15 protein-coding genes are annotated in these 17,895 nt (G+C 71.2%); 7 read left to right on the top strand and 8 right to left on the bottom strand.

The window, feature by feature from the left end; genetic code table 11:
- Window positions 1–17: 17 nt before the first annotated feature.
- The 3 genes from J2S43_RS21685 to J2S43_RS21675 all read right to left on the bottom strand — a co-directional run bounded on the left by J2S43_RS21685 (window position 18) and on the right by J2S43_RS21675 (window position 3,875).
- Window positions 18–428 carry a DUF2752 domain-containing protein gene (locus J2S43_RS21685; protein ID WP_306831989.1) on the bottom strand — a complete coding sequence of 137 codons (411 nt, stop codon included), beginning with the start codon at window positions 426–428 and terminating at the stop codon, window positions 18–20.
- A 79-nt stretch (window positions 429–507) separates the two neighbouring features.
- Complete coding sequence (locus J2S43_RS21680; RefSeq protein WP_306831987.1) at window positions 508–1,923, bottom strand: RICIN domain-containing protein; 1,416 nt, start codon at window positions 1,921–1,923, stop codon at window positions 508–510.
- A 20-nt stretch (window positions 1,924–1,943) separates the two neighbouring features.
- Complete coding sequence (locus tag J2S43_RS21675) at window positions 1,944–3,875, bottom strand: DUF2264 domain-containing protein (protein ID WP_306831985.1); 1,932 nt, start codon at window positions 3,873–3,875, stop codon at window positions 1,944–1,946.
- Window positions 3,876–3,951: 76 nt separating this feature from the next.
- On the opposite strand from J2S43_RS21675, the gene J2S43_RS21670 reads away from it, so the two are divergent.
- The 6 genes from J2S43_RS21670 to J2S43_RS21645 all read left to right on the top strand — a co-directional run bounded on the left by J2S43_RS21670 (window position 3,952) and on the right by J2S43_RS21645 (window position 12,045).
- Window positions 3,952–5,076 carry an ROK family protein gene (locus J2S43_RS21670; protein ID WP_306831983.1) on the top strand — a complete coding sequence of 375 codons (1,125 nt, stop codon included), beginning with the start codon at window positions 3,952–3,954 and terminating at the stop codon, window positions 5,074–5,076.
- 585 nt (window positions 5,077–5,661) lie between these two features.
- Complete coding sequence (locus J2S43_RS21665) at window positions 5,662–7,947, top strand: putative bifunctional diguanylate cyclase/phosphodiesterase (protein WP_306831981.1); 2,286 nt, start codon at window positions 5,662–5,664, stop codon at window positions 7,945–7,947.
- 139 nt (window positions 7,948–8,086) lie between these two features.
- Window positions 8,087–9,742 (top strand): beta-1,3-glucanase family protein, encoded by a 1,656-nt coding sequence (locus tag J2S43_RS21660; RefSeq protein ID WP_306831979.1) that lies wholly within the window; start codon window positions 8,087–8,089, stop codon window positions 9,740–9,742.
- 344 nt (window positions 9,743–10,086) lie between these two features.
- Window positions 10,087–10,269: a hypothetical protein gene (locus J2S43_RS21655; protein WP_306831977.1), complete on the top strand. Its 183-nt coding sequence runs from the start codon at window positions 10,087–10,089 to the stop codon at window positions 10,267–10,269.
- Between the two features lie 206 nt (window positions 10,270–10,475).
- Complete coding sequence (locus tag J2S43_RS21650) at window positions 10,476–10,607, top strand: hypothetical protein (RefSeq protein ID WP_306831975.1); 132 nt, start codon at window positions 10,476–10,478, stop codon at window positions 10,605–10,607.
- Between the two features lie 232 nt (window positions 10,608–10,839).
- Window positions 10,840–12,045: an MFS transporter gene (locus tag J2S43_RS21645; protein ID WP_306831973.1), complete on the top strand. Its 1,206-nt coding sequence runs from the start codon at window positions 10,840–10,842 to the stop codon at window positions 12,043–12,045.
- A gap of 10 nt (window positions 12,046–12,055) precedes the next feature.
- On the opposite strand, the gene J2S43_RS21640 is transcribed toward J2S43_RS21645, so the two are convergent.
- The 3 genes from J2S43_RS21640 to serA form a co-directional block, all read right to left on the bottom strand.
- The gene (locus J2S43_RS21640; RefSeq protein ID WP_306831971.1) at window positions 12,056–12,511 is read right to left on the bottom strand and encodes a hypothetical protein; all 456 of its coding nucleotides are present in this window, start codon (window positions 12,509–12,511) and stop codon (window positions 12,056–12,058) included.
- 15 nt (window positions 12,512–12,526) lie between these two features.
- Window positions 12,527–13,360, bottom strand: coding sequence for a patatin-like phospholipase family protein (locus J2S43_RS21635; protein ID WP_306831969.1), 834 nt, complete (start codon window positions 13,358–13,360; stop codon window positions 12,527–12,529).
- Between the two features lie 1,155 nt (window positions 13,361–14,515).
- Window positions 14,516–15,730, bottom strand: coding sequence for a phosphoglycerate dehydrogenase (gene serA / locus J2S43_RS21630; RefSeq protein ID WP_306831967.1), 1,215 nt, complete (start codon window positions 15,728–15,730; stop codon window positions 14,516–14,518).
- Between the two features lie 156 nt (window positions 15,731–15,886).
- On the opposite strand from serA, the gene J2S43_RS21625 reads away from it, so the two are divergent.
- Complete coding sequence (locus J2S43_RS21625) at window positions 15,887–17,263, top strand: BNR repeat-containing protein (protein WP_306831965.1); 1,377 nt, start codon at window positions 15,887–15,889, stop codon at window positions 17,261–17,263.
- Here the strand turns inward: J2S43_RS21625 and J2S43_RS21620 are convergent.
- Both J2S43_RS21620 and J2S43_RS21615 read right to left on the bottom strand, forming a co-directional pair.
- A complete protein-coding gene (locus J2S43_RS21620; protein ID WP_306831964.1) occupies window positions 17,220–17,603 on the bottom strand; it encodes an RNA polymerase sigma factor in 384 nt (127 codons plus the stop codon). The two genes, J2S43_RS21625 and J2S43_RS21620, sit on opposite strands and share 44 nt — an antisense overlap.
- Before the next feature lie 45 nt (window positions 17,604–17,648).
- Window positions 17,649–17,891: a hypothetical protein gene (locus J2S43_RS21615; RefSeq protein WP_306831962.1), complete on the bottom strand. Its 243-nt coding sequence runs from the start codon at window positions 17,889–17,891 to the stop codon at window positions 17,649–17,651.
- Window positions 17,892–17,895 lie beyond the last annotated feature (4 nt).

The following is a 17,895-nucleotide window of genomic DNA, read 5'->3' as shown; positions in this document are numbered from 1 at the left end:
AAAGCTCCTTGAAGGGTTCAGCTCAGAACGAGCCGGTTCAATTGGAACACCCAGCTCGCCACAGCGAGGAGAGCGACACTCCACCCCAGCCACCGTCGCGCGGCGGCCCCGATGGGTCGCGGTGCCGCGAGAACTCCCGCGGCCCGTAACGCCAGCAAGGGCACCACGGAGACCGCGAGCACCGCCAGGGCCAGAACGCCCGGATTGGCGGCGGCCGCACCGGCCACGTCACCGTGGACCAGCGCGACGGAAGCGGTCGTCAAGCCGCAGAACGGGCAGGGCACGCCGGTCACAGTGAACAGCGGGCACGGCGCACCCAACCCGGTCGCGGAGGTGAACGCGGGCCACACGACCGCCGCGGCACCGGCGGCGAGGCCGAAGAGGCCGAGCCGTTCCGGCACCGAGACGTACCTCGTCTGCACGTTCATCCGTCCTGCTCAGGTGGAGGGGGCGACTGATAGTAGGACAACGATCACCGCGTCGGCCACCCCGTTCCACCTGGCCGGTTCAGGGCGTCCTACGCAGCCACTGCTGGTTGGCCCCACCATTACAGCCGTACTGCGCAAGTCGCGCGCTGTCCGAGGTCGAGGCGCTGATCACATCGAGGCAGCGGCCGCTGTGCCGGGCCACCAGGCGCACGTGGCCGGAGCCGGCGTCCTGCACCTGCCACTGCTGGTTCGTGCCGAGCCCGCACGCGTACTGGATGACGCGCGCGCCGTCCGCGGTGTTGCCGGAGGTGACGTCCAGGCAGCGCGCGCTGTGCCGGGCCTGGATCTGCACGTACCCGTTGCCCAGCGGCTTGAGGAAGAACTGCTGGTTGTGCCCGGTGCCGCAGGCGTACTGCACGGCCTCGGCGTTGTCGGCCGAACCGCCGTTCACCACGTCCGCGCACTTGCCGGAGTGGCGGGCGACCAGGTTGACGTAGGACGACGTCACCCCGGTCACCGTGCCGGCCGCGGCGTCGATCGACAGCTCCGGCGCGTAGGAGAGGCTCATGCTCGTCGCGGACGGGAACGTGATCGGCAGCCACACGTACTGCGAGTCGTTGACCGTGCCGCCGATCGAGTTGCCCCAGCGGTCGCCCATGTACAGGAACGCGTTGCCGACCGGCAGCACGAACGTGCTCTGCGACCCGAACGTCACGCTGTCGCCGACGTTCTGCCAGGCGCTCCACGTACCCCCGATGGAAGTTGATGTTGAATATTTCGCCTGGTTGGGGTTCCAGCCGGTGGCGCCGGAGGTGAGCATGAAGTAGACGCCGTCGCGCTTGAACAGCGCCGGGGCCTCGCGGTGGTCGCCGGGCCAGGAGCGGACCAGCGCGGCCGTGTTCGTGTAGTCCGCGGTCAGCCGGTAGACGTGCAGGTCGTAGTTCTCGTTCGCCGCGGAGATCATGTAACCGGTGCCGTCGGTGTCCACGAACGCGGTGATGTCCCGCGACATGTGCTGGCCGAGAGGTCGGAAGCTGCCGCGGTAGGTGTAGTCGCCGTCGACCGTGCCGGAGACCGCGACCGCCGCGCGCGCCTCCCCGTAGTCGACGCCGTTCTCCTTGTGCATCCACATCACGAACTGGCCGGTGCTCGCGTTGTAGATCACCTTGGGCCGCTCGATGTTCGCGACCTGCAGCTCCGCGGCCGACGACTGGGTCAGCACGTCGTTGCGGAACTCCCAGTTCCGCAGGTCCGTGGAGCGGTAGACGGAGACGGCCCGGAACGTGTTGTTCGCGTTCCGGTTCTCGCCGAACCAGTAGTAGTAGGAGCCGTGCTTGAGGATGCCGCCGCCGTGCGCGTGCAGCGGATTCCCGGCGGTGTCCCGGAACTGCACCGCGTTGGTGATCGTGACGGGCGCGGCCGAGGCAGGAGCGGCGAGGAGCGCCGCTGAAGCGGCAAGGACCAGGCAAACGGCGACGTGGGTACGGATGGACATGCCGACCTCCAATGTGGGCGTTATGGGACGGTCGGATCCCAGGTGATGGACGGCCCGCCGTGTGGAGGACGGCGGGAGAATCGGGGGGCTTCGCCGAGGCGCACGCGGATCTCCTCCCCGTCCGCGAGAACCGCCACCACCTCGTCCCCTTGCTGCGTGACTTCCGGCGTCCTGTCCGAAATATCGCCGGAAAGCGTTATCAGGGCGACGTAGTAAGCGTTGTCGTTCACGTCGGGTGCGGTCAGATACGGCGTGGCCGACCGGCTCCCGAACGCGTTCGCGCCGGACATCCGCTGCACGCCCGCGGCCGACCAGCCCAGCAGTCCCACGATTCGGCTGGTCAACCCCGCAGAGCCCACCACCTCGGCGGTACGTTCGTGTGCGCGCCCCGCGGGCGTCACCTCACCCGCGATCGCGAACCCGCCGGTCCGCGGCGACCACCCGGCCGGCCCGGTGATCCGCTCCACCCGCAGCTCGCCCGCCCGCCCGCACAGCACGCTCGCGGTCTCCACCCGCACGTCCCCGTCGACGTAGTACGACGCCGCGAACCCGTCCGCGACGCCGATCCGGTGGATGCGCCGCCGCCGGGTGACCGGCCCGCCGCCGGGCGGCACCAGCCCGGTGTGCCCGTCCACGTCCGCCTCCCACGCCCGCGCCTCCGTCTCCGGCGCGGTGTGCGTGCTGTAGCCGATCTTCGCGTAGTGCGGATCGTCCCGCTCCGGATCGTCGCCGAGCTCCTCCGGCACCTTGATGTGGTCGCTGCCGTGGTTGTAGAGCCGCACCACGCCGTCCGCCCGGGTCCCGTGCAGCAGCCAGCCCGGCGCCGGCAGCGCCCGGTGGAAGTCCCCGCGCTCGACCGCGGCCGGCTCCTCGGTCGCGGTCCACGCCGGGTGGTCGGCCGGCAGCAGCAGCCCCACGAAGCCCTTCGCCGCCCAGTACGGCGACGCCGGCCCGGAGTACGGCTGGGTGATCGGCAGGAACTGCCCGTGGTAGCCGAGCCGCAGCAGCCCGGCCTCGTCCGGCGCGCCCCGGTCCGCGAAGTAGCGCAGCGTGCCGGACGCCAGCCGCCGCGTCTCGCCCGGTGGCAGCGGCGTGGCGTCCGCGAGCGCGCCGGTCCACAGCGCGGCCGCGGCCGCGTACCGGTAGGTCAGCGACCGGCCCTGGTGCATCGGCGCGCCGTCGGCGCCGAACATCAGCCGGAAGTCCGCCAGGAACGCGTGGAGCCGCTCCCGGTAGCGCACCACCCGGTCGCTGCCGGCCGCGCCCGGCATGCGCGCCCAGAGCAGCGGATAGAGGTGCATGGCCCAGCCGGCGTAGTGGTCGTAGTGCTGGCCGGCGCCGTCCGAGTACCAGCCGCCGCCCTGATACCAGCCCTCGATCGCGTCCAGCCCGCCGTCGATCTCGTCCTGCCGGAAGCGGCCGCCGGTGTCCGCCAGGAACTGCTCGATCACCACCTGGAACAGCAGCCAGTTGCACGGCCAGGGGTGCTTGCCGACGATTCCCTCGAGCCAGCGGTGCACGGTCCGCTGCGTGTCGCGGTCGAGCCGGTCCCAGAGCCAGGGGCGGGTCTCGGCCAGCATCAGCGCCACGGACGCGGCCTCGACGATCGGCTGCGAGTAGTCCTCGATCGCGGGCCAGGCGTACCGACTGCGCGGATCCGTTCCGGCGGCGAGGCCCTCCGCGTACCGCTCGATCAGGATCCTGGCTCTCGGGGTCTCGCCCCGGTCTCCCGCGATGCGCGTGCCGGCCAGCAGGAACGTGCGCGCGAAGCCCTCGAAGCCGTCGGATTCGACGCCGGCCCAGCTGGTGCGGCCGGGCAGCCGAATCTGGGCGAAACCGGGCACGGCGTACGGCACGACGGCCTCCAGCAGGTGGTCGGCCATCGCCTCCCAGTGCGCGCGCGTCCAGCCGGTGAGCGGCGAGCGGGTCCGGTCTTCCGAGGGGAGGTCCACGACGGCACCTTAGTTCTCACGCCCGAAACACTTCAATGCTTGACGAATGAAAGTCCATTGATTAACGTGCCCGTCCATGGATCGCCGGTCATCGATAACCTCGATCGTCCGGGCGGTGCTGGCCGCCGGACCGCTGCGGCGCGCCGACCTGGAGGCGCGCACCGGCCTGTCCCAGCCCACGATCGCGAAACTGACCCGCTCGCTGATCGACTCCGGCTACCTCACCGAGACCACGGCCGGCGGCGGCCCAGGCCGGATCGGCCGCCCCGCCGCCGCGCTCGACGTGCGCACCGACCGCGAGTTCTTCGCCGGCGTCAAGGTCACCGCCGGCGAGCTGATCGGCGTGGTCACCGACCTGCGCGCGGTCGTCCGCACCACCGTGCACGCGCCGCTCGGCGACGCACGCACCCCGCCGGACGTGGTTCGTGCCATCGCCCGCCTGGTCGACGGCCTCGGCCCGGTGAGCGGGCTCGGCGTCTCCGTCGCCGGCGACGTCGACCGGACCACCGGCGTGGCCCGCTACGAGCCGTTCCTCGGCTGGCACGACGTACCGCTCGCCGCGCTCTGCACCGCCGCGACCGGCGTGCCCACGGTCGCGGACAACGACATCCGCGCGCTCACCGAGGCGGAGAACTGGTTCGGCGCCGGCGCGGACGCGCGCTCGTTCCTGCTGGTCGCGGTCGGATCCGGCGTCACCAGCGGCCTGGTCGTCGACGGCCGGGTGCTGACCGGCGCACACGGCGTCGCCGGCGAACTCGGCCACGTGCCGATCGACCGCGGCGGCCCCAAGTGCTACTGCGGCGCCCGCGGCTGCCTCGAGGCGATCGCGTCCGAGCCCGCACTGCTGCGGCGCGTCGCCGAGGCGATCGACGCCCCCGCGGTCACGCTGGACCGCGCCATCGAGTTGGCCCGCCTCGGCGACCCGCGGGTCGGCGAGGCATTCGCCGAGGCGGGCCGCGCCATCGGACAGGCGGTCGGCGGCGTCATCAACCTGCTCGGCCCCGAACTGGTCGTCTTCTCCGCCGACCACCTCGACGGCTTCGCCCTCCTCGAACCCCACATCCGCGCCGCCATCACCACCCACGCCTACGGCGCCGCCGCCCGCGCCACCATCACGATCCGGCCCCTCCCCTTCGACCGGTGGGCCCGCGGCGCCGCGACCGTCGCCATCGCCCGGCACCTCACGTCCGTGACGATCTGACCGAACAGACCCGCTTGCCCGCTTCCGACATGGAGGCTTATTCAGCGCGATGCGCATCGACTTCGCTGACCTGCGCCCTTCCCCCGGAGTCCGAGGCCCGCCGGAGGCGAGAACGGGACCGGACAGCGGGAAGCGCTTGAACGATTCGCCGCGAGGCGTCCGTGGTTCGCGTTCCAGTGGCGGCCGACGGGCCAGCGGACGCCCACCCGCCGGGAGTCACGCCCGTCCCCGGAGCCCGAGGCCAGCCCGCCTCAGGTGGTGAAGGACTCGTGAGGCCTTCGGTGACCGGCGACGGGACCGGAAGGGAGGCCGCCTGCGGCCGACCGGTGCCCGCGGGAGCTCTGGAAACGCGCCCACGCCGGAAGTGGGAGGATCGGCTCCTCGATCTTGGTCTTGCTGGCTCGGGGCCAGGTGAAAACCCGAGCCCTCACCGGGTTTTTGGGTCCCGTGGGCGGGCAAGAGGATCTACGCTACCTCGGTGGATCGATGAGGATCCGCGGTGGGTCGCCGGGGCGGGTCCGTGTCGGAAAGCCGAATGAAACGGGACGGCCTGCCGATCGGGAGGGTGTTCATCGACCTTCAGGGGTGGGACTGCTGAGCGGGCGGGCTGAAGCGGACGGCGGCGACCGGTGGCGTGACCGGTTGTGGTGGATGTTCGCGCTCGTCGGAGTGGTCGCGACCGGGCTGTATGTGGTCGGCGTCGCCCAGTTGCTGGACTTCGCGCTGATCGGTGCGGGTGCGGTCGCGGCGTGCTTCGCCAGCCCGTCGATGAACGACTTCAGTCCGGCCCGGGCCTGGCACACGCTCGGTGCCGCGGGCGCGTTCATGCTGACCGGTGCGATCCTGCGGCCGATCGTCGTGCCTTACGGGTCGGCGCTGCCGGCGGAGGCGTTCACCGTGCCCGGCTACGTGCTGATGATCGCGGCGCTGGCCGACTTCGCCTACGGGCGGCGGGCGATCGACCGGCATTCGGTGATCGACGGGCTGATCGTCTGTGTCGGTGCCTCCACGGTCTTCACGCTGCTGTTCGCGATCCCGGCGATGTCCCTCCCGGATCGGCCGCTGATCTTCTCCGTGCTGGCCGCGCTCTATCCGACGTTCGACGCGATCCTGGTGTTGCTGGTGGTGATGCTGGCGTTCAGCACGGTGGCGGGCCGGCCCGCGTTCCGGCTGCTGCTCGGCATGATGGTGTTGATCTTCATTGGGGACCTGGCCTACGCGGTCATCGGCAATCAGGGCGAGTTCTACAAGTCGCCGGTGCTGGACGTGCCGTTCCTCCTGGCGTACACGCTGGGTGGCGCGTCCGCGCTGCACCCGACCGCGCGCGAGCTGGTCCGCGCGATGCCGTTGCCGGTCCAGCCGTGGTCGCTGGCCCGGCTCGCCGTGATCATCCCGGCCGTCGCGGCGCCGTTCGTGCTGACCGTCGCGGGCGCGCCGCGAACCGGGGTGGAGCGCTGGATCGTCGGGCTCGGCGGCGCGGTCATCGTGCTGCTGCTGATCCTGCGCGCGATCAGTGCGGTGCAGGCGAACGCGGTCGCGCAGGCCCGCTTCGAGTACCAGGCCACGCACGACGAGCTGACCGGGCTGCCGAACCGGCGCCGGCTCACCCAGATCCTGGAGGAGCTGCTGGCGGAGCCGGCCGGGCGCGGCGCCGTGTGGGTGTTCTTCTTCGACCTGGACGGCTTCAAGTTCGTCAACGACTCGTGGGGGCATCCGGCCGGCGACCGGCTGATCCGGAGGATCGGGCAGCGGCTGCGCGACACGTTGCCGCCGGAGGCGACCGTCGCGCGGATCGGCGGCGACGAGTTCGTGGTGGTCCGGCGCGGCACCGAGGCGGAGGCACTGGAGCAGGCGCAGCAGATCGTGGACTGCGTGGAGCCGCCGACCCGGGTCGGCCCGGCCGAGGTGGTGATCACCGCGTCGATGGGCATCGTGGCGGCGACCCGGGCGGACGCTGAGCTGCCTACCAGCAGCGCGGATTCGCTGATGCGGGACGCGGACACCGCGATGTACCGGACCAAGGCGGCCGGGCGCGGCAAGTGGACCGTGTTCGACGCGTCCATGCGGCGGGCCGTGCAGGAGCGGCTGGAGATCGAGGGCGCGCTGCGTTCCGCGCTGGCCCGCGACGAGTTGCGGGTGTTCTACCAGCCGATCGTCGACCTGGAGTCGGGGCGGCCGCGCGGTGCGGAGGCGCTGGTCCGGTGGGAGCATCCGGAGAAGGGCGCGATCGGGCCGAACGTGTTCATCCCGATCGCGGAGGAGTCGCGGCTGATCACCGGCGTCGGCGCGTTCGTGTTGCGGGACGCGGTGCGGCAACTCGCGGTGTGGCGGGCCGAGGGCGTGGTCGGCGACGAGTTCTGGATGTCGATCAACGTGTCGCCGCGCCAGCTCACCGAGCCGGGCTTCACCGGGATGGTCGCGGAGGCGTTGCGCACCCACGGCGTACCCGCGCGGTGTGTGGCTCTGGAGATCACCGAGTCGGTGATGGTGGAGGGCGGCGAGATCAGCGAGGGCGCGCTGCGTGACCTGCGTGCGCTCGGCGTCTCCATCTCGGTGGACGACTTCGGCACCGGCTTCTCGTCGCTCGGCTACCTGCGGCGGCACCCGGTGACCAGCGTGAAGATCGACCGTTCGTTCGTCTCCGGGCTCGGCGCCAGCAGCTCGGACGAGGAGATCGTCCGCGCGGTGGTCGCGATGAGCGCCGCGCTCGGGCTGACCGTGGTCGCGGAGGGCGTGGAGAGCACGGCGCAGCGTGACGTTCTCGGGCGGCTGGGCGTGCGCCTGTGTCAGGGCTGGCTGTGGGGGAAGGCGGTCGACCCGAGTTCTTTCGCGGAGCGTTGGTCCGCTGATCACACTGTGAAAGCGCTTTGAGAGAACGCTCTCAGATTTAGGGATGCTTAGGGTACGTACCCGTTGACCTGCCATTGTGCGGTTGGACAGACTCGCTTACGTCCAATTCAGCTGAGTCGCCAGAAAATTGGTGACTTGTGTGGTAAGAGGCGGTTTGCACATGGCGTCCCGGAGAAAGTTCCTCGGTCTCGCGGCCATCGGTGCGGTGGCGGTCGGCGCCCCGCTCGTGGCCACGGCCATCAACTCACGGGCGTTCGCCGCCGACGGCCTGCCGATGACGATCGTCAACTCCTCCGGCAGGTTCGGCAACGGCGAGATCTTCGTCTACATCGTCGGCACCGAGCTGGCCACCGGCCGCCAGGGCTACGTCAAGCAGAGCGGCGTGTTCACGCCCTGCTCGCCGTCGGACAACCTCGCGGACGGGTTCGCCGACCTCGCGGTCACGCTCAACGCGACCGGCACCACCACGATCAACCTGCCGAAGATGTCCGGCCGCGTGTACTTCGCGATCAAGGACAAGCTGAAGTTCAAGGTCGTCACGGACGGCGCCGGCAACTCCGCGCTGCAGTACCCGGCCGGCTGGGTGGCCAACGACCCCAGCTACACCGTGCTGCACGACTGCGTCGAGTTCACCCACAGCGACGCCGGCATGTTCTGCAACTCGACCATGGTCGACATGTTCAGCATCCCGCTGGGAATCAAGCTCACCGGCTCGAAGGAGCAGGTCACCGGCGTGCTCAAGCCGGGCGGCCGGGATGCGATCTTCGCGGCGGCCCGCGCGCTGCCGGACTTCAGGCGTCTGGTCGTCGGCGACGACCTGCGGGTGGTCGCGCCCGGCCACGGCATCGGCGCCGGTCTCTTCTCCGCGTCGTACTTCGACTCCGCGATCGACGAGGTGTGGGCGAAATACACCACCACGGACCTCAGAGCCACGACCAACGCGGGTACGTTCACCGGCCGCGTCACCGGCGGGATGCTCACGTTCGACAAGGGGGTCAAGGCGTTCGCGAAGCCGACCACCAAGGACGTGCTCTTCTGCGACGGCGCGCTGGCGGCCCCGAACGACGGCATCACCGGCCCGGTCGCGGCCATCCTCGGCGCCGGCTTCAACCGGTCCACGCTGATCAGCCAGCCGAACCAGCCGAGCACGGATCCGTCGACGTTCTATCGGGCGCCGATCAGCAACCACTACTCGCGGATCATCCACGAGCAGACGGTGGACGGTAAGGCGTACGGCTTCGCGTTCGACGACGTGGTGGACTTCGCGTCCTACATCCAGGACACGGCACCGCGGGCGTGGGAGGTGACCATCGAGCCGTTCGGGTCGTCGAACCCGAACCCCGGGCCGTCCGCTTCCGCGGTCGCCACGGCTACGGCCACGGCCACCGCGTCGGCCGTCGCCACCGCGCCCACCGGCACCCGCAACGCGTTCGCCGCGCTGGAGGCCGAGACCGCGGACGCGCAGGCCGGCACGCAGGTCGAGGGCGGCTCGGTGGCGTACGTCGCGAACGGCGACTGGCTGCGCTTCGACAACGTGGCGTTCGGCAACGACCCGGTCCGGCAGTTCACGGTCCGGGCCGCGTCCGGCGCGCCGACCGGCGTCTCCGGCCTGATCGAGGTGCGCCTCGACTCGCGCTCCGCCGCCCCGGTGGGCACGGTCGCGGTCGGCAACACCGGTGGCTGGTCGTCCTGGCGCTCGGTCGCGGGCGCGCTCGGCGGCAACGGCATCACCGGCACCCACACGGTCTTCCTGACGTTCGCCAGCGGCCAACCGGCCGACTTCGTGAACGTCGACTGGCTTCAGTTCGCCCGCTGATCACGCGCACCCGCCGGGATCCGGCCGCAGTGGGCGGCGGCCGGTCCCCATGCCACGCATGTGGGCAGTGGCCGGTCCTTCGGGGTGGCGGGAGCGCGTGGGCGGGGTGATGGCGGCACCCGGTGCGTCGATCGGTCAGGATCGGCGGGCCGGGTGCCGCCGCTTCTCGTGCCCACTCAAGCGGCGGGGCGAGCGGCTCCGATCTGACCGCTGCCGCGCGCGCGTCCGCCTGCCGGAGCGGTACTGCCTGCGGGAACGTGCCGGCCGGCTGATCGGCGAGTGAAAGGTGGTCCCGGTGGGTAACCGGGTGTTCACCCTCACACGTGCGACCTTAGGTGGCGACCATGGCCACAGACGGAAACGGGGAAGCCATTCAGCCGACGAGTCCCGAACCACTCCCGGACGACGAGTTCGCCGAACTCAGGCGCCGGGTGGCGGAGCGCGCCGGCGAGATCGAGCGCCTCAGCGCCCGGATCGACGACCTGCACGGACAGATCGAGGCATACCGCCGGCAGCGCGGCTCATAGGGGCCCGGGGCCGGACCGTCGCGCACCCGCCGGGACTCCGGCGGCGCGGCGGATCCGGCGTGGGCCACCGATCAACGATGGATACGCGACAGGCGGAGGCGGACGGCCGCGGCCGGCGCGGGACTTCCGCGACGTGGGATCTTCCACGGCACGCGCGTCTTCGCTGATCAGCCTCGGGTGGAGCCGGCACCTACAGCCTCGGCGAGGTGCGGGACATCGCCCGGGACTACTGGCACTTCATCGCGACCGCGGCCGGCCCGAAGCAGTGCGCGTTCGAGCTGACGCTGTGGGAGGAGACGTGGGGGCGCACGCACCCCTACCGTGGCCGGCTCTTCTGAGCCAACATTGCATGTCGGCCGTTCGGTCATATGGCGGGCGGCTCCGTCCGTACCGTGGCGGATCGTTGATGTTCTTTGTTTGCCGAGAGTCAGGAGCCGAGATGCGCACGCACGAGGTGACGGTCCCCGCTGCACCGCGAGGGCACGCCGCGCGCTGATCGACAGCGCCGCTGCTCCTCGCCGTGGAGCGGTCCTTCGGTGACCGTTTTCTCCCCTGGTTCGAGGAGCTCCTTTGCGTGCCTTTTTTCTGAGTCGCGACTTCGCGCGGCTCTGGACCGCGTCCGCGGTCTCCAACATCGGCGACGGCGTGACCATGGCGGCCGGGCCGCTGCTCGTCGCGTCCGTCAGTGGCAGCCCGGCCGCGATCGCCGGGGCCGTATTCGTACAACAGCTGCCGTGGCTGCTCTTCGCGCTGGTCAGTGGCGCGTTCGTGGACCGGCTGGATCGGCGCCGGCTGGTGGTGGCGGTGAACCTGATGCGCGCGCTGGCGCTGTCGGCCCTCACGCTCGCGGTGGCCGGCGGCACGGTCACGGTGCCGCTGATCTACACGGTTCTCTTCCTCCTGGGTACGGGTGAGACGCTCGCCGACACCGCGACGGGCGCGCTGCTGCCGTCGACGGTGCCGGTGGACGACCTGCCGGCCGCGAACGCCCGGCTCTACGCGACGTTCACGATCGGCAACCAGTTCGTGGCGAAACCGCTGGGTGCGTGGCTGTTCGTGGTGTCGGCGGCGGTGCCGTTCGGCGTGGACGCGCTGACGTTCGCGATCTCCGCCGCGCTCATCGCGGGTCTCCGCCCGGTCCCGGCCGCGGTGGAGGGCGCGCCGCTCCACCAGGGCTCGATGCGGGCGGCGATCGGGGAAGGGCTGCGGTGGCTGTGGCGGCATCGGCTACTGCGGACGCTGGCGGTCAGCATGGGGTTCGGGAACATCGCGTTCAGCGCCGCGTTCGCCGTCTTCGTGCTCTACTGCCGGGACCGCCTCGGCCTGGCCGAGACCGGATACGGCCTGCTGCTGACCGCGTTCGCCGTCGGCGGGCTGCTCGGCACCTTGATCGCCACCCGGCTCACCCGCCGGTTCGGCGCCGCGGCCGTGCTGCGTGCCGGCCTGATCATCGAGGTCGCCACGCACCTGACGCTGGCACGGGTCACGACGCCGTGGCCGGCTGCCGCGATCATCGTGGTCTTCAGCGTGCACGCGTCCGTCTGGGGCATCACCGCCACCTCGCTCCGCCAGCGCCTGGTCCCCGCCGGCCTGCGCGGTCGCGTCGGCAGCGCCTACGCCCTGCTCGACCTCGGCGGCGCCGCCCTCGGCTCGCTCCTCGGCGGCCTGCTGGCCGGCGCGTGGGGCCTCACCACCCCGTTCTGGCTCGCGGCCGCCGCCATGACCCTGATCGCGATCCTCGCCTGGCATCCGCTCCGCGAGGCCACCCGGGCATAGTCACCGCACGTCAGGCGGCGGACGGCAGCGACGCCAGCACGATCCGCAACGCGCCCGGCGCGCCGGTCTCGTCATGCAGCCGGCCGTCGGGCGTGCGCACCACGAACCGGTCCGTGGCCCGCAGCCGTGGCTCGACCGCCGGACAGTGCTTCGCCCACCGGAACCACGGCACCACCGAATCGCTGAAGCGCAGCGTGAAGTGGCTGGTACAGGAGTCGATGGCGATGGTCGAGGCGCGCGAGCGCGGCGAACGCTCGCAGGCGGCCCACGATCGGGTGGCCGGTGGGATTCTCGTGCAGATGCAGCCACTGCCACTCGCGATGGTCGCCCCGCTCGCGCGCCTCGACCATCGCCATCGACCCGGCGGGCCGGCCGCGAACCAGGGTGCCGGGTCACCGGCGAGTCCGATGTAGAGGCCCGCGGTCACCGCGACGATCAGGGCTGGAACCGCTGCGAGCGCGCGCACGGATTCATGCTGGCATCAGTCGTGCCAGACCGTGGCGACCTCGGGGGCGATCCGGTGGCCCTGGGCGGTCGCGGCCTCGATGACCGGCTCCCAGCGCGTGGTGTCGAAGACGTTGGAGCCGAGCGCGCGCAGCGCTTCCTCGTCCGGTGCGACCAGCGCGACCCGTGCGCGCCGGCGGAGCGCGTCGATCTCGGCGGCCGGGGCGCCCCGGCCGCGGATCGGAGCCAGCGGGGCCAGCACCACGATGCGGCCGGCGGCTGCGGCCAGATCCGCGTTGGTGCCGGAGCGCACGCCGCCGTCCATGTAGCGCCCACCGTTCACCGTGACCGGCGGGAAGATGGCCGGAACCGCGCAGCTCGCCGCGACCGCCCGGTCGAGCGGCACGCCGGAGGCACGGTCCCAGGCGATCGGCCGGCCGTCCGCCGCGTCCACCGCGGTGATCAGCAGCGGGCGTTCCGGCCAGCCGGTCAGCGGTACCCGCCGGGCGATCGTCGCGACAAACGGCTCCTCCTCGACGACCTCGGACGCGAGCGCCAGCTCGCCCACGGCGGCGCGCACCGCCGCCGGATCCCGCGACTCGTCGTTGAGCAGCGCGAACACCTGGGTCCCGCGCGCCCAGTCGGGCTGGAACGGTGGGTCCGCGTCGTCCAGCCGCGCCTCGATGCGCGCGGCCTCCACCGGATCGGCGCCGGTGGCCAGCAGCGCACCGGCGATCGCACCGGCCGACGTGCCGACGGTCAGGCCGGCCGAGGTCAGGTCGACGCCGCTCTCCCGCAGCCCGATGATGATCCCCAGATGCCAGGCGATCCCGGTCAGCCCACCGGCACCGAGCACGAGCGCGGTCTCCATGCCCGCCAGTCTATTGGCCGGCCGGGTCGCCCTCCGGGCCGGCCATCCGGCGGCCTGATCGCCAACGTCAAGCCCGGCGAGCAGGAGACCGGGGCCGACCTCGGTAACGGGAACCGCCCGCCACTGCCGCTCATCGCCGGCGGAGCCGACCGCATCATGCCGCCGACAGTCACCGGTCGAACCTCACCCACTACCGGCCGAGGGCACGGTCACGAAGTTCCACGAATTCCCCGGCCGGTCACCCTGGACCTGCGACGAGCCCGGCTGGGAGGCGGTCGCCGGCTACGCGCTCGGGTGGGCACTGCGACACGCCTGACAAGCCCCGAAAACCGAAGGATCAAATTCCGGATCTTCCCGCTTCCGGCGTGATGCAGCCCGCATGCTCCCGCGGGCCAACCGCGCCGAGGGCTCCGGCTCCGCTGGCGCTCCGCTCCGCCCGCGGCGGCGGAGCCGGTCGGGCGGTCGGCCGCGAAAACCCCACGCGACTCCCGCCACTGCTCACGCCTCGCCTCGCGCGCCTCGTCCCGCGGGGGGACACCACCCGCTGATGCGGAGCGTGCCCGCTCACTACTGAGCTCTCGGCGTCAGGGGTCACCGTGCGGCAGCCGCCTGGATCACCATCCGTCGCCCACGCGGATGCCGCAGCGATCATTGAGTGATGCCTGAGGTAGATCAACGACCGAAGTCGATCGATCTCAGGTATCACTCAATGATCCTTTCGGCCGAGGGCCGTCAAGCGCTCAGGCGACACGACGCGGAATTTCGGGTGGTTACGGGCTTCCGGCGTCGTGGGCAGCAGCGCTCCGCAAGAGCAGACCCCTATGTCACGAAATATCGGGTGCGAAGCGCCGGAAGCTGTGAGGCTTCAATGTCGAGTCGTTACGGGACTTCCGGCGTCGTGGGCAGCGGCGCCCCGCAAGATCAGACCTCTACGCCGGCGGATCCAAGGCGCGGCGGGTCTCGTGGCCCGCCGGTGCCCGGGCGTGGGGTCGTGGGGCCGCGGAGCGGCTTGGTTGAAGGCCGGCCGCCCGCCTGACGTGCAGGGAGGAGCGCCAGCGACGACCGGTGCCCGCGGGAGCACTCGGAACTCAGCCACCCGGGAAGCGGGAAGAGAAGCCCTTGAGGTCTTGGTCTTCCCGCTTCGCCGGGGATCGGCTAGGCGATGACGCGCAGGCGCACGGTCTGCGGCAGCGCGGCGAGCTGGTTGATCAGCTCGGGGGTGAAGTCGATGCCGATGTCGGTGAGCAGGTAGCCGTACTCGCCCCTGGTGGCCAGCAGCTGGCCTTCGACGTTGACCGAGTGCTCCGCGAGCACGCTGTTGACCTGCGCGAGCACGCCGGGCGTGTTGCGGTGCAGGTAGACCAGGCGGTGGCCCTCGCCGTGCGGCGGCAGGGACACGGACGGCAGGTTCACGCTGAGCGTGGTGTTGCCCTCGGTGAGGTAGGTCGCGAGCTTGTTGGAGACGAACGCGCCGATGTCGGCCTGCGCCTCCTCGGTCGAACCGCCGATGTGCGGCGTGAGGATCACGTTGGGCAGGCCGCGCAGGCCGGACTGGAACTCGTCGCCCCGGCCCTTCGGCTCGACCGGGAACACGTCCACGGCCGCGCCCGAGATGTGCCCGTTCTCCAGGTGGCGGCGCAGCGCGTCGTGGTCGATGACCAGGCCACGGGACAGGTTCAGGAAGATGCTGCCCGGCTTCATCCGGGCGAACTGCTCGTCGCCGAAGAAACCGCTGTTGCCGGGCCGGCCGTCGACGTGGATGGTGACGATGTCGGCCACGTCCAGCAGCTCGTTGAGCGTGCTGCACCGGCGCGCGTTGCCGAGCGACAGCTTGTCCGCGCTGTCGTAGAAGTAGACCCGCATGCCCAGCGCCTCGGCGAGCACGGACAGCTGCGTGCCGATGTTGCCGTAGCCGACGATGCCGAGCCGCCGGCCGCGGACCTCGTGGCTGCCGTCGGCCGCCTTGTCCCAGACGCCGGCGTGCATGCCGCTGTTCTTCTCGGTGAGCCGGCGGGTCAGCGCGATGATCTCGGCGAGCGCCAGCTCGACCACGCTGCGTGTGTTGGAGAACGGCGCGTTGAACACCGCGATGCCGGCCTGGGACGCCGCGGCCTGGTCGATCTGGTCCGTGCCGATGCAGAACGCGCCGATCGCGGCCAGGTCCTTCGCGGCCTCGATGACGCGCGCGGTCACCTTCGTCTTGGACCGGATGCCGAGCAGCGAGACGCCCTCGATCCGCGAGATCAGCTCGTCCTCGTCCAGTGCGGAGGACACAGACTCGACGACATAGCCCTCGGACTCGAACCGGGCCACCGCGTCGGGGTGGATGTTCTCCAGGAGAAGGACTCGCGCCTTACCGTCGTCGATCATGCGGGTTGTTTCCTCGGTTTCCCTGCTGCTGGGGTGCGGTCGGCTCAACCTTAGCGAGCCCCGCACGTGGGTTTCCGTGACCGGCGGCACGGGTCCCACATTGCGTGACGCACAACTCCTGGGGTATCCATGTATGTCGATTGGAGTTGATGGGGTATGCGCAGGTGGATTCCGCTTCTGGTCGTTCTGTTCCTGATGGTGCCGGCTCCCGTCGCAGCGGCCGCCGGCCCGCCCGTCACCCGGATCGGTGACACCGAGCTGGACCCGGCCGCGCTCTACTTCGTCTCCTACGACGGCCTGGTCAACAACAACTCTTTCCAGCAGGAGGGCATCCTCACCCACGGCGGCCTGCAGTACGCGGCGTGGTACACGTCGACCCGCGAAGCCGTGCTCGCCCGCCGCGCGCTGCCGTCCGGCGCCTGGGAGACGCTCCGCCTGCCGCACCGGCTCACCGTGAACGACTCGCACAACGTGATCGCGCTCGGCGTCTCACCCGCGGACGGGCGGCTGCACGTGGCGCTCGACACACACGACAGCACGATCTTCTACTACCGCTCCGAGGCGGGACTGGCGAACGGCGCCGCGTCCTGGACCGCGGCCCGGTTCGGCGCGGAGCAGCGCACGCTGGGCGGGCTGGCGCTGGGCGGCATCACGTACCCACGGTTCGTGGTCGCGCCGGACGGGCGTCTGCAGTTCAGCTACCGCACCGGGCGCTCCGGCAACGGCACGCTGGAACTCGCGGAATATGCCTCCGGCGGGTGGACCCGGCTCGGCGCGTGGACGTCCGCCACCGGGTCCTACACGGCGAACGGAGTCACCAGCACCACACGCAACATGTACCTGCACGGCCTCCGCTACGGGCCCGGCGGGCGGTTGCACGCGTCGTTCACGTGGCGTGAGGGCAACGCCGGCGTCCTCTGCAACGCCGGTGGCCTGGCGAACCACGACACGGGGTACGTGTACAGCGACGACCGCGGCCGGACCTGGCGCAACAACGCGGGCGCGGTGCTCGGCACGCCCATCGGAGTCGGCAGCCCCGGCCTGGTCGTCGACCCGCTCGGCGTCGACCACGGGCTGATCAACCAGGAGAGCCAGGCGGCCGACTCGGCCGGGCAGCCGCACGTGGTCATCAGCTATGTGCCGGGGCGGTTCACCCAGTGCGTGACGAACTATGTGCGGGACCGGGTGTCGTACGGACGTGCGTTCCACCTCCGGCGCGATGCGGCGGGCGCCTGGCGCAAGACGGAGATTCCGGTCGCGCTGAACGCGACCGGGCGCTCCCAGCTCGTCTTCGACGCGGCCGACAACGCGTATGTGGTGTTGCCGTTCGGCCGCGTGGTCTCGGCGACCCGGGCGAGCGGGTGGACCGACTGGACGCTGGTCTACGACGGCGCGGGGCTCGACGCTTTCGGAGAGGTCGTCGTGGACCGGTCGCGGGTGCCCGCCGACGGCGTCCTCTCGATTCTCTACCAGCGTCGTTCCTCGGGTTCTACTCCGTCCTCCATCCGGGTTCTCGACCTGCGGCTCGGATAGGGGCGACGGCGCCGACCCGTACGCCGTCTTCGGGCGGAGGCGAGCGACGAGCCGGGATATCGGGCGCCCAGCGCCCGACATCCCGATGCCATCCGAGCCCGTTGGTGACGGCGCGCCGGGCGATGCTGAACAACCACGGTGGAAAGCGTGCCGGCTCGCGGAGCCGGGGCAGGCCGCGGACCACCGCGAGCCAGACCTCCTGGGCGACGTCGTCCGCGTCGCGGGCCCCGATCATGCGGCGGGCGAATGAGTGGACCGGATCGTGCCAGGCCCGGACCAGGTCGGCGAACGCGTCCCGTTCACCGAGCTGGGCGCGGACGACCAGCAGTTCATCGTGCATCATCGCCTCCTTTCCCGGTTCAGTCGGGAAAGGAGGCGATCAGGTTCACGCGGCGTCCGGCGACAGGTACTGCTGGGCCCACTCGGGGACGCGCTTGGCCTTCTTGTAGCGGCGGGTCACCCGGATGCGCGGGGCCTCGACGCACTGGCCGCTGATCGACAGCTGCTGGAACTCGCCGTCGTCGAAGACCACGGTGACGTTGTCCGGCGCGATGGTGCGGCCGGGGTGGTCCGTCTCGACCGCGGGCGTGCCGGTGACGGGGTAGTGGTACTCGTCGGTGGTGCTCACGTGA

The organism is Catenuloplanes nepalensis (assembly GCF_030811575.1).
Taxonomy (GTDB): domain Bacteria; phylum Actinomycetota; class Actinomycetes; order Mycobacteriales; family Micromonosporaceae; genus Catenuloplanes; species Catenuloplanes nepalensis.
Note: the sequence above shows the minus strand (reverse complement) of the source record. Positions and strands in the feature narration are given on the sequence as shown.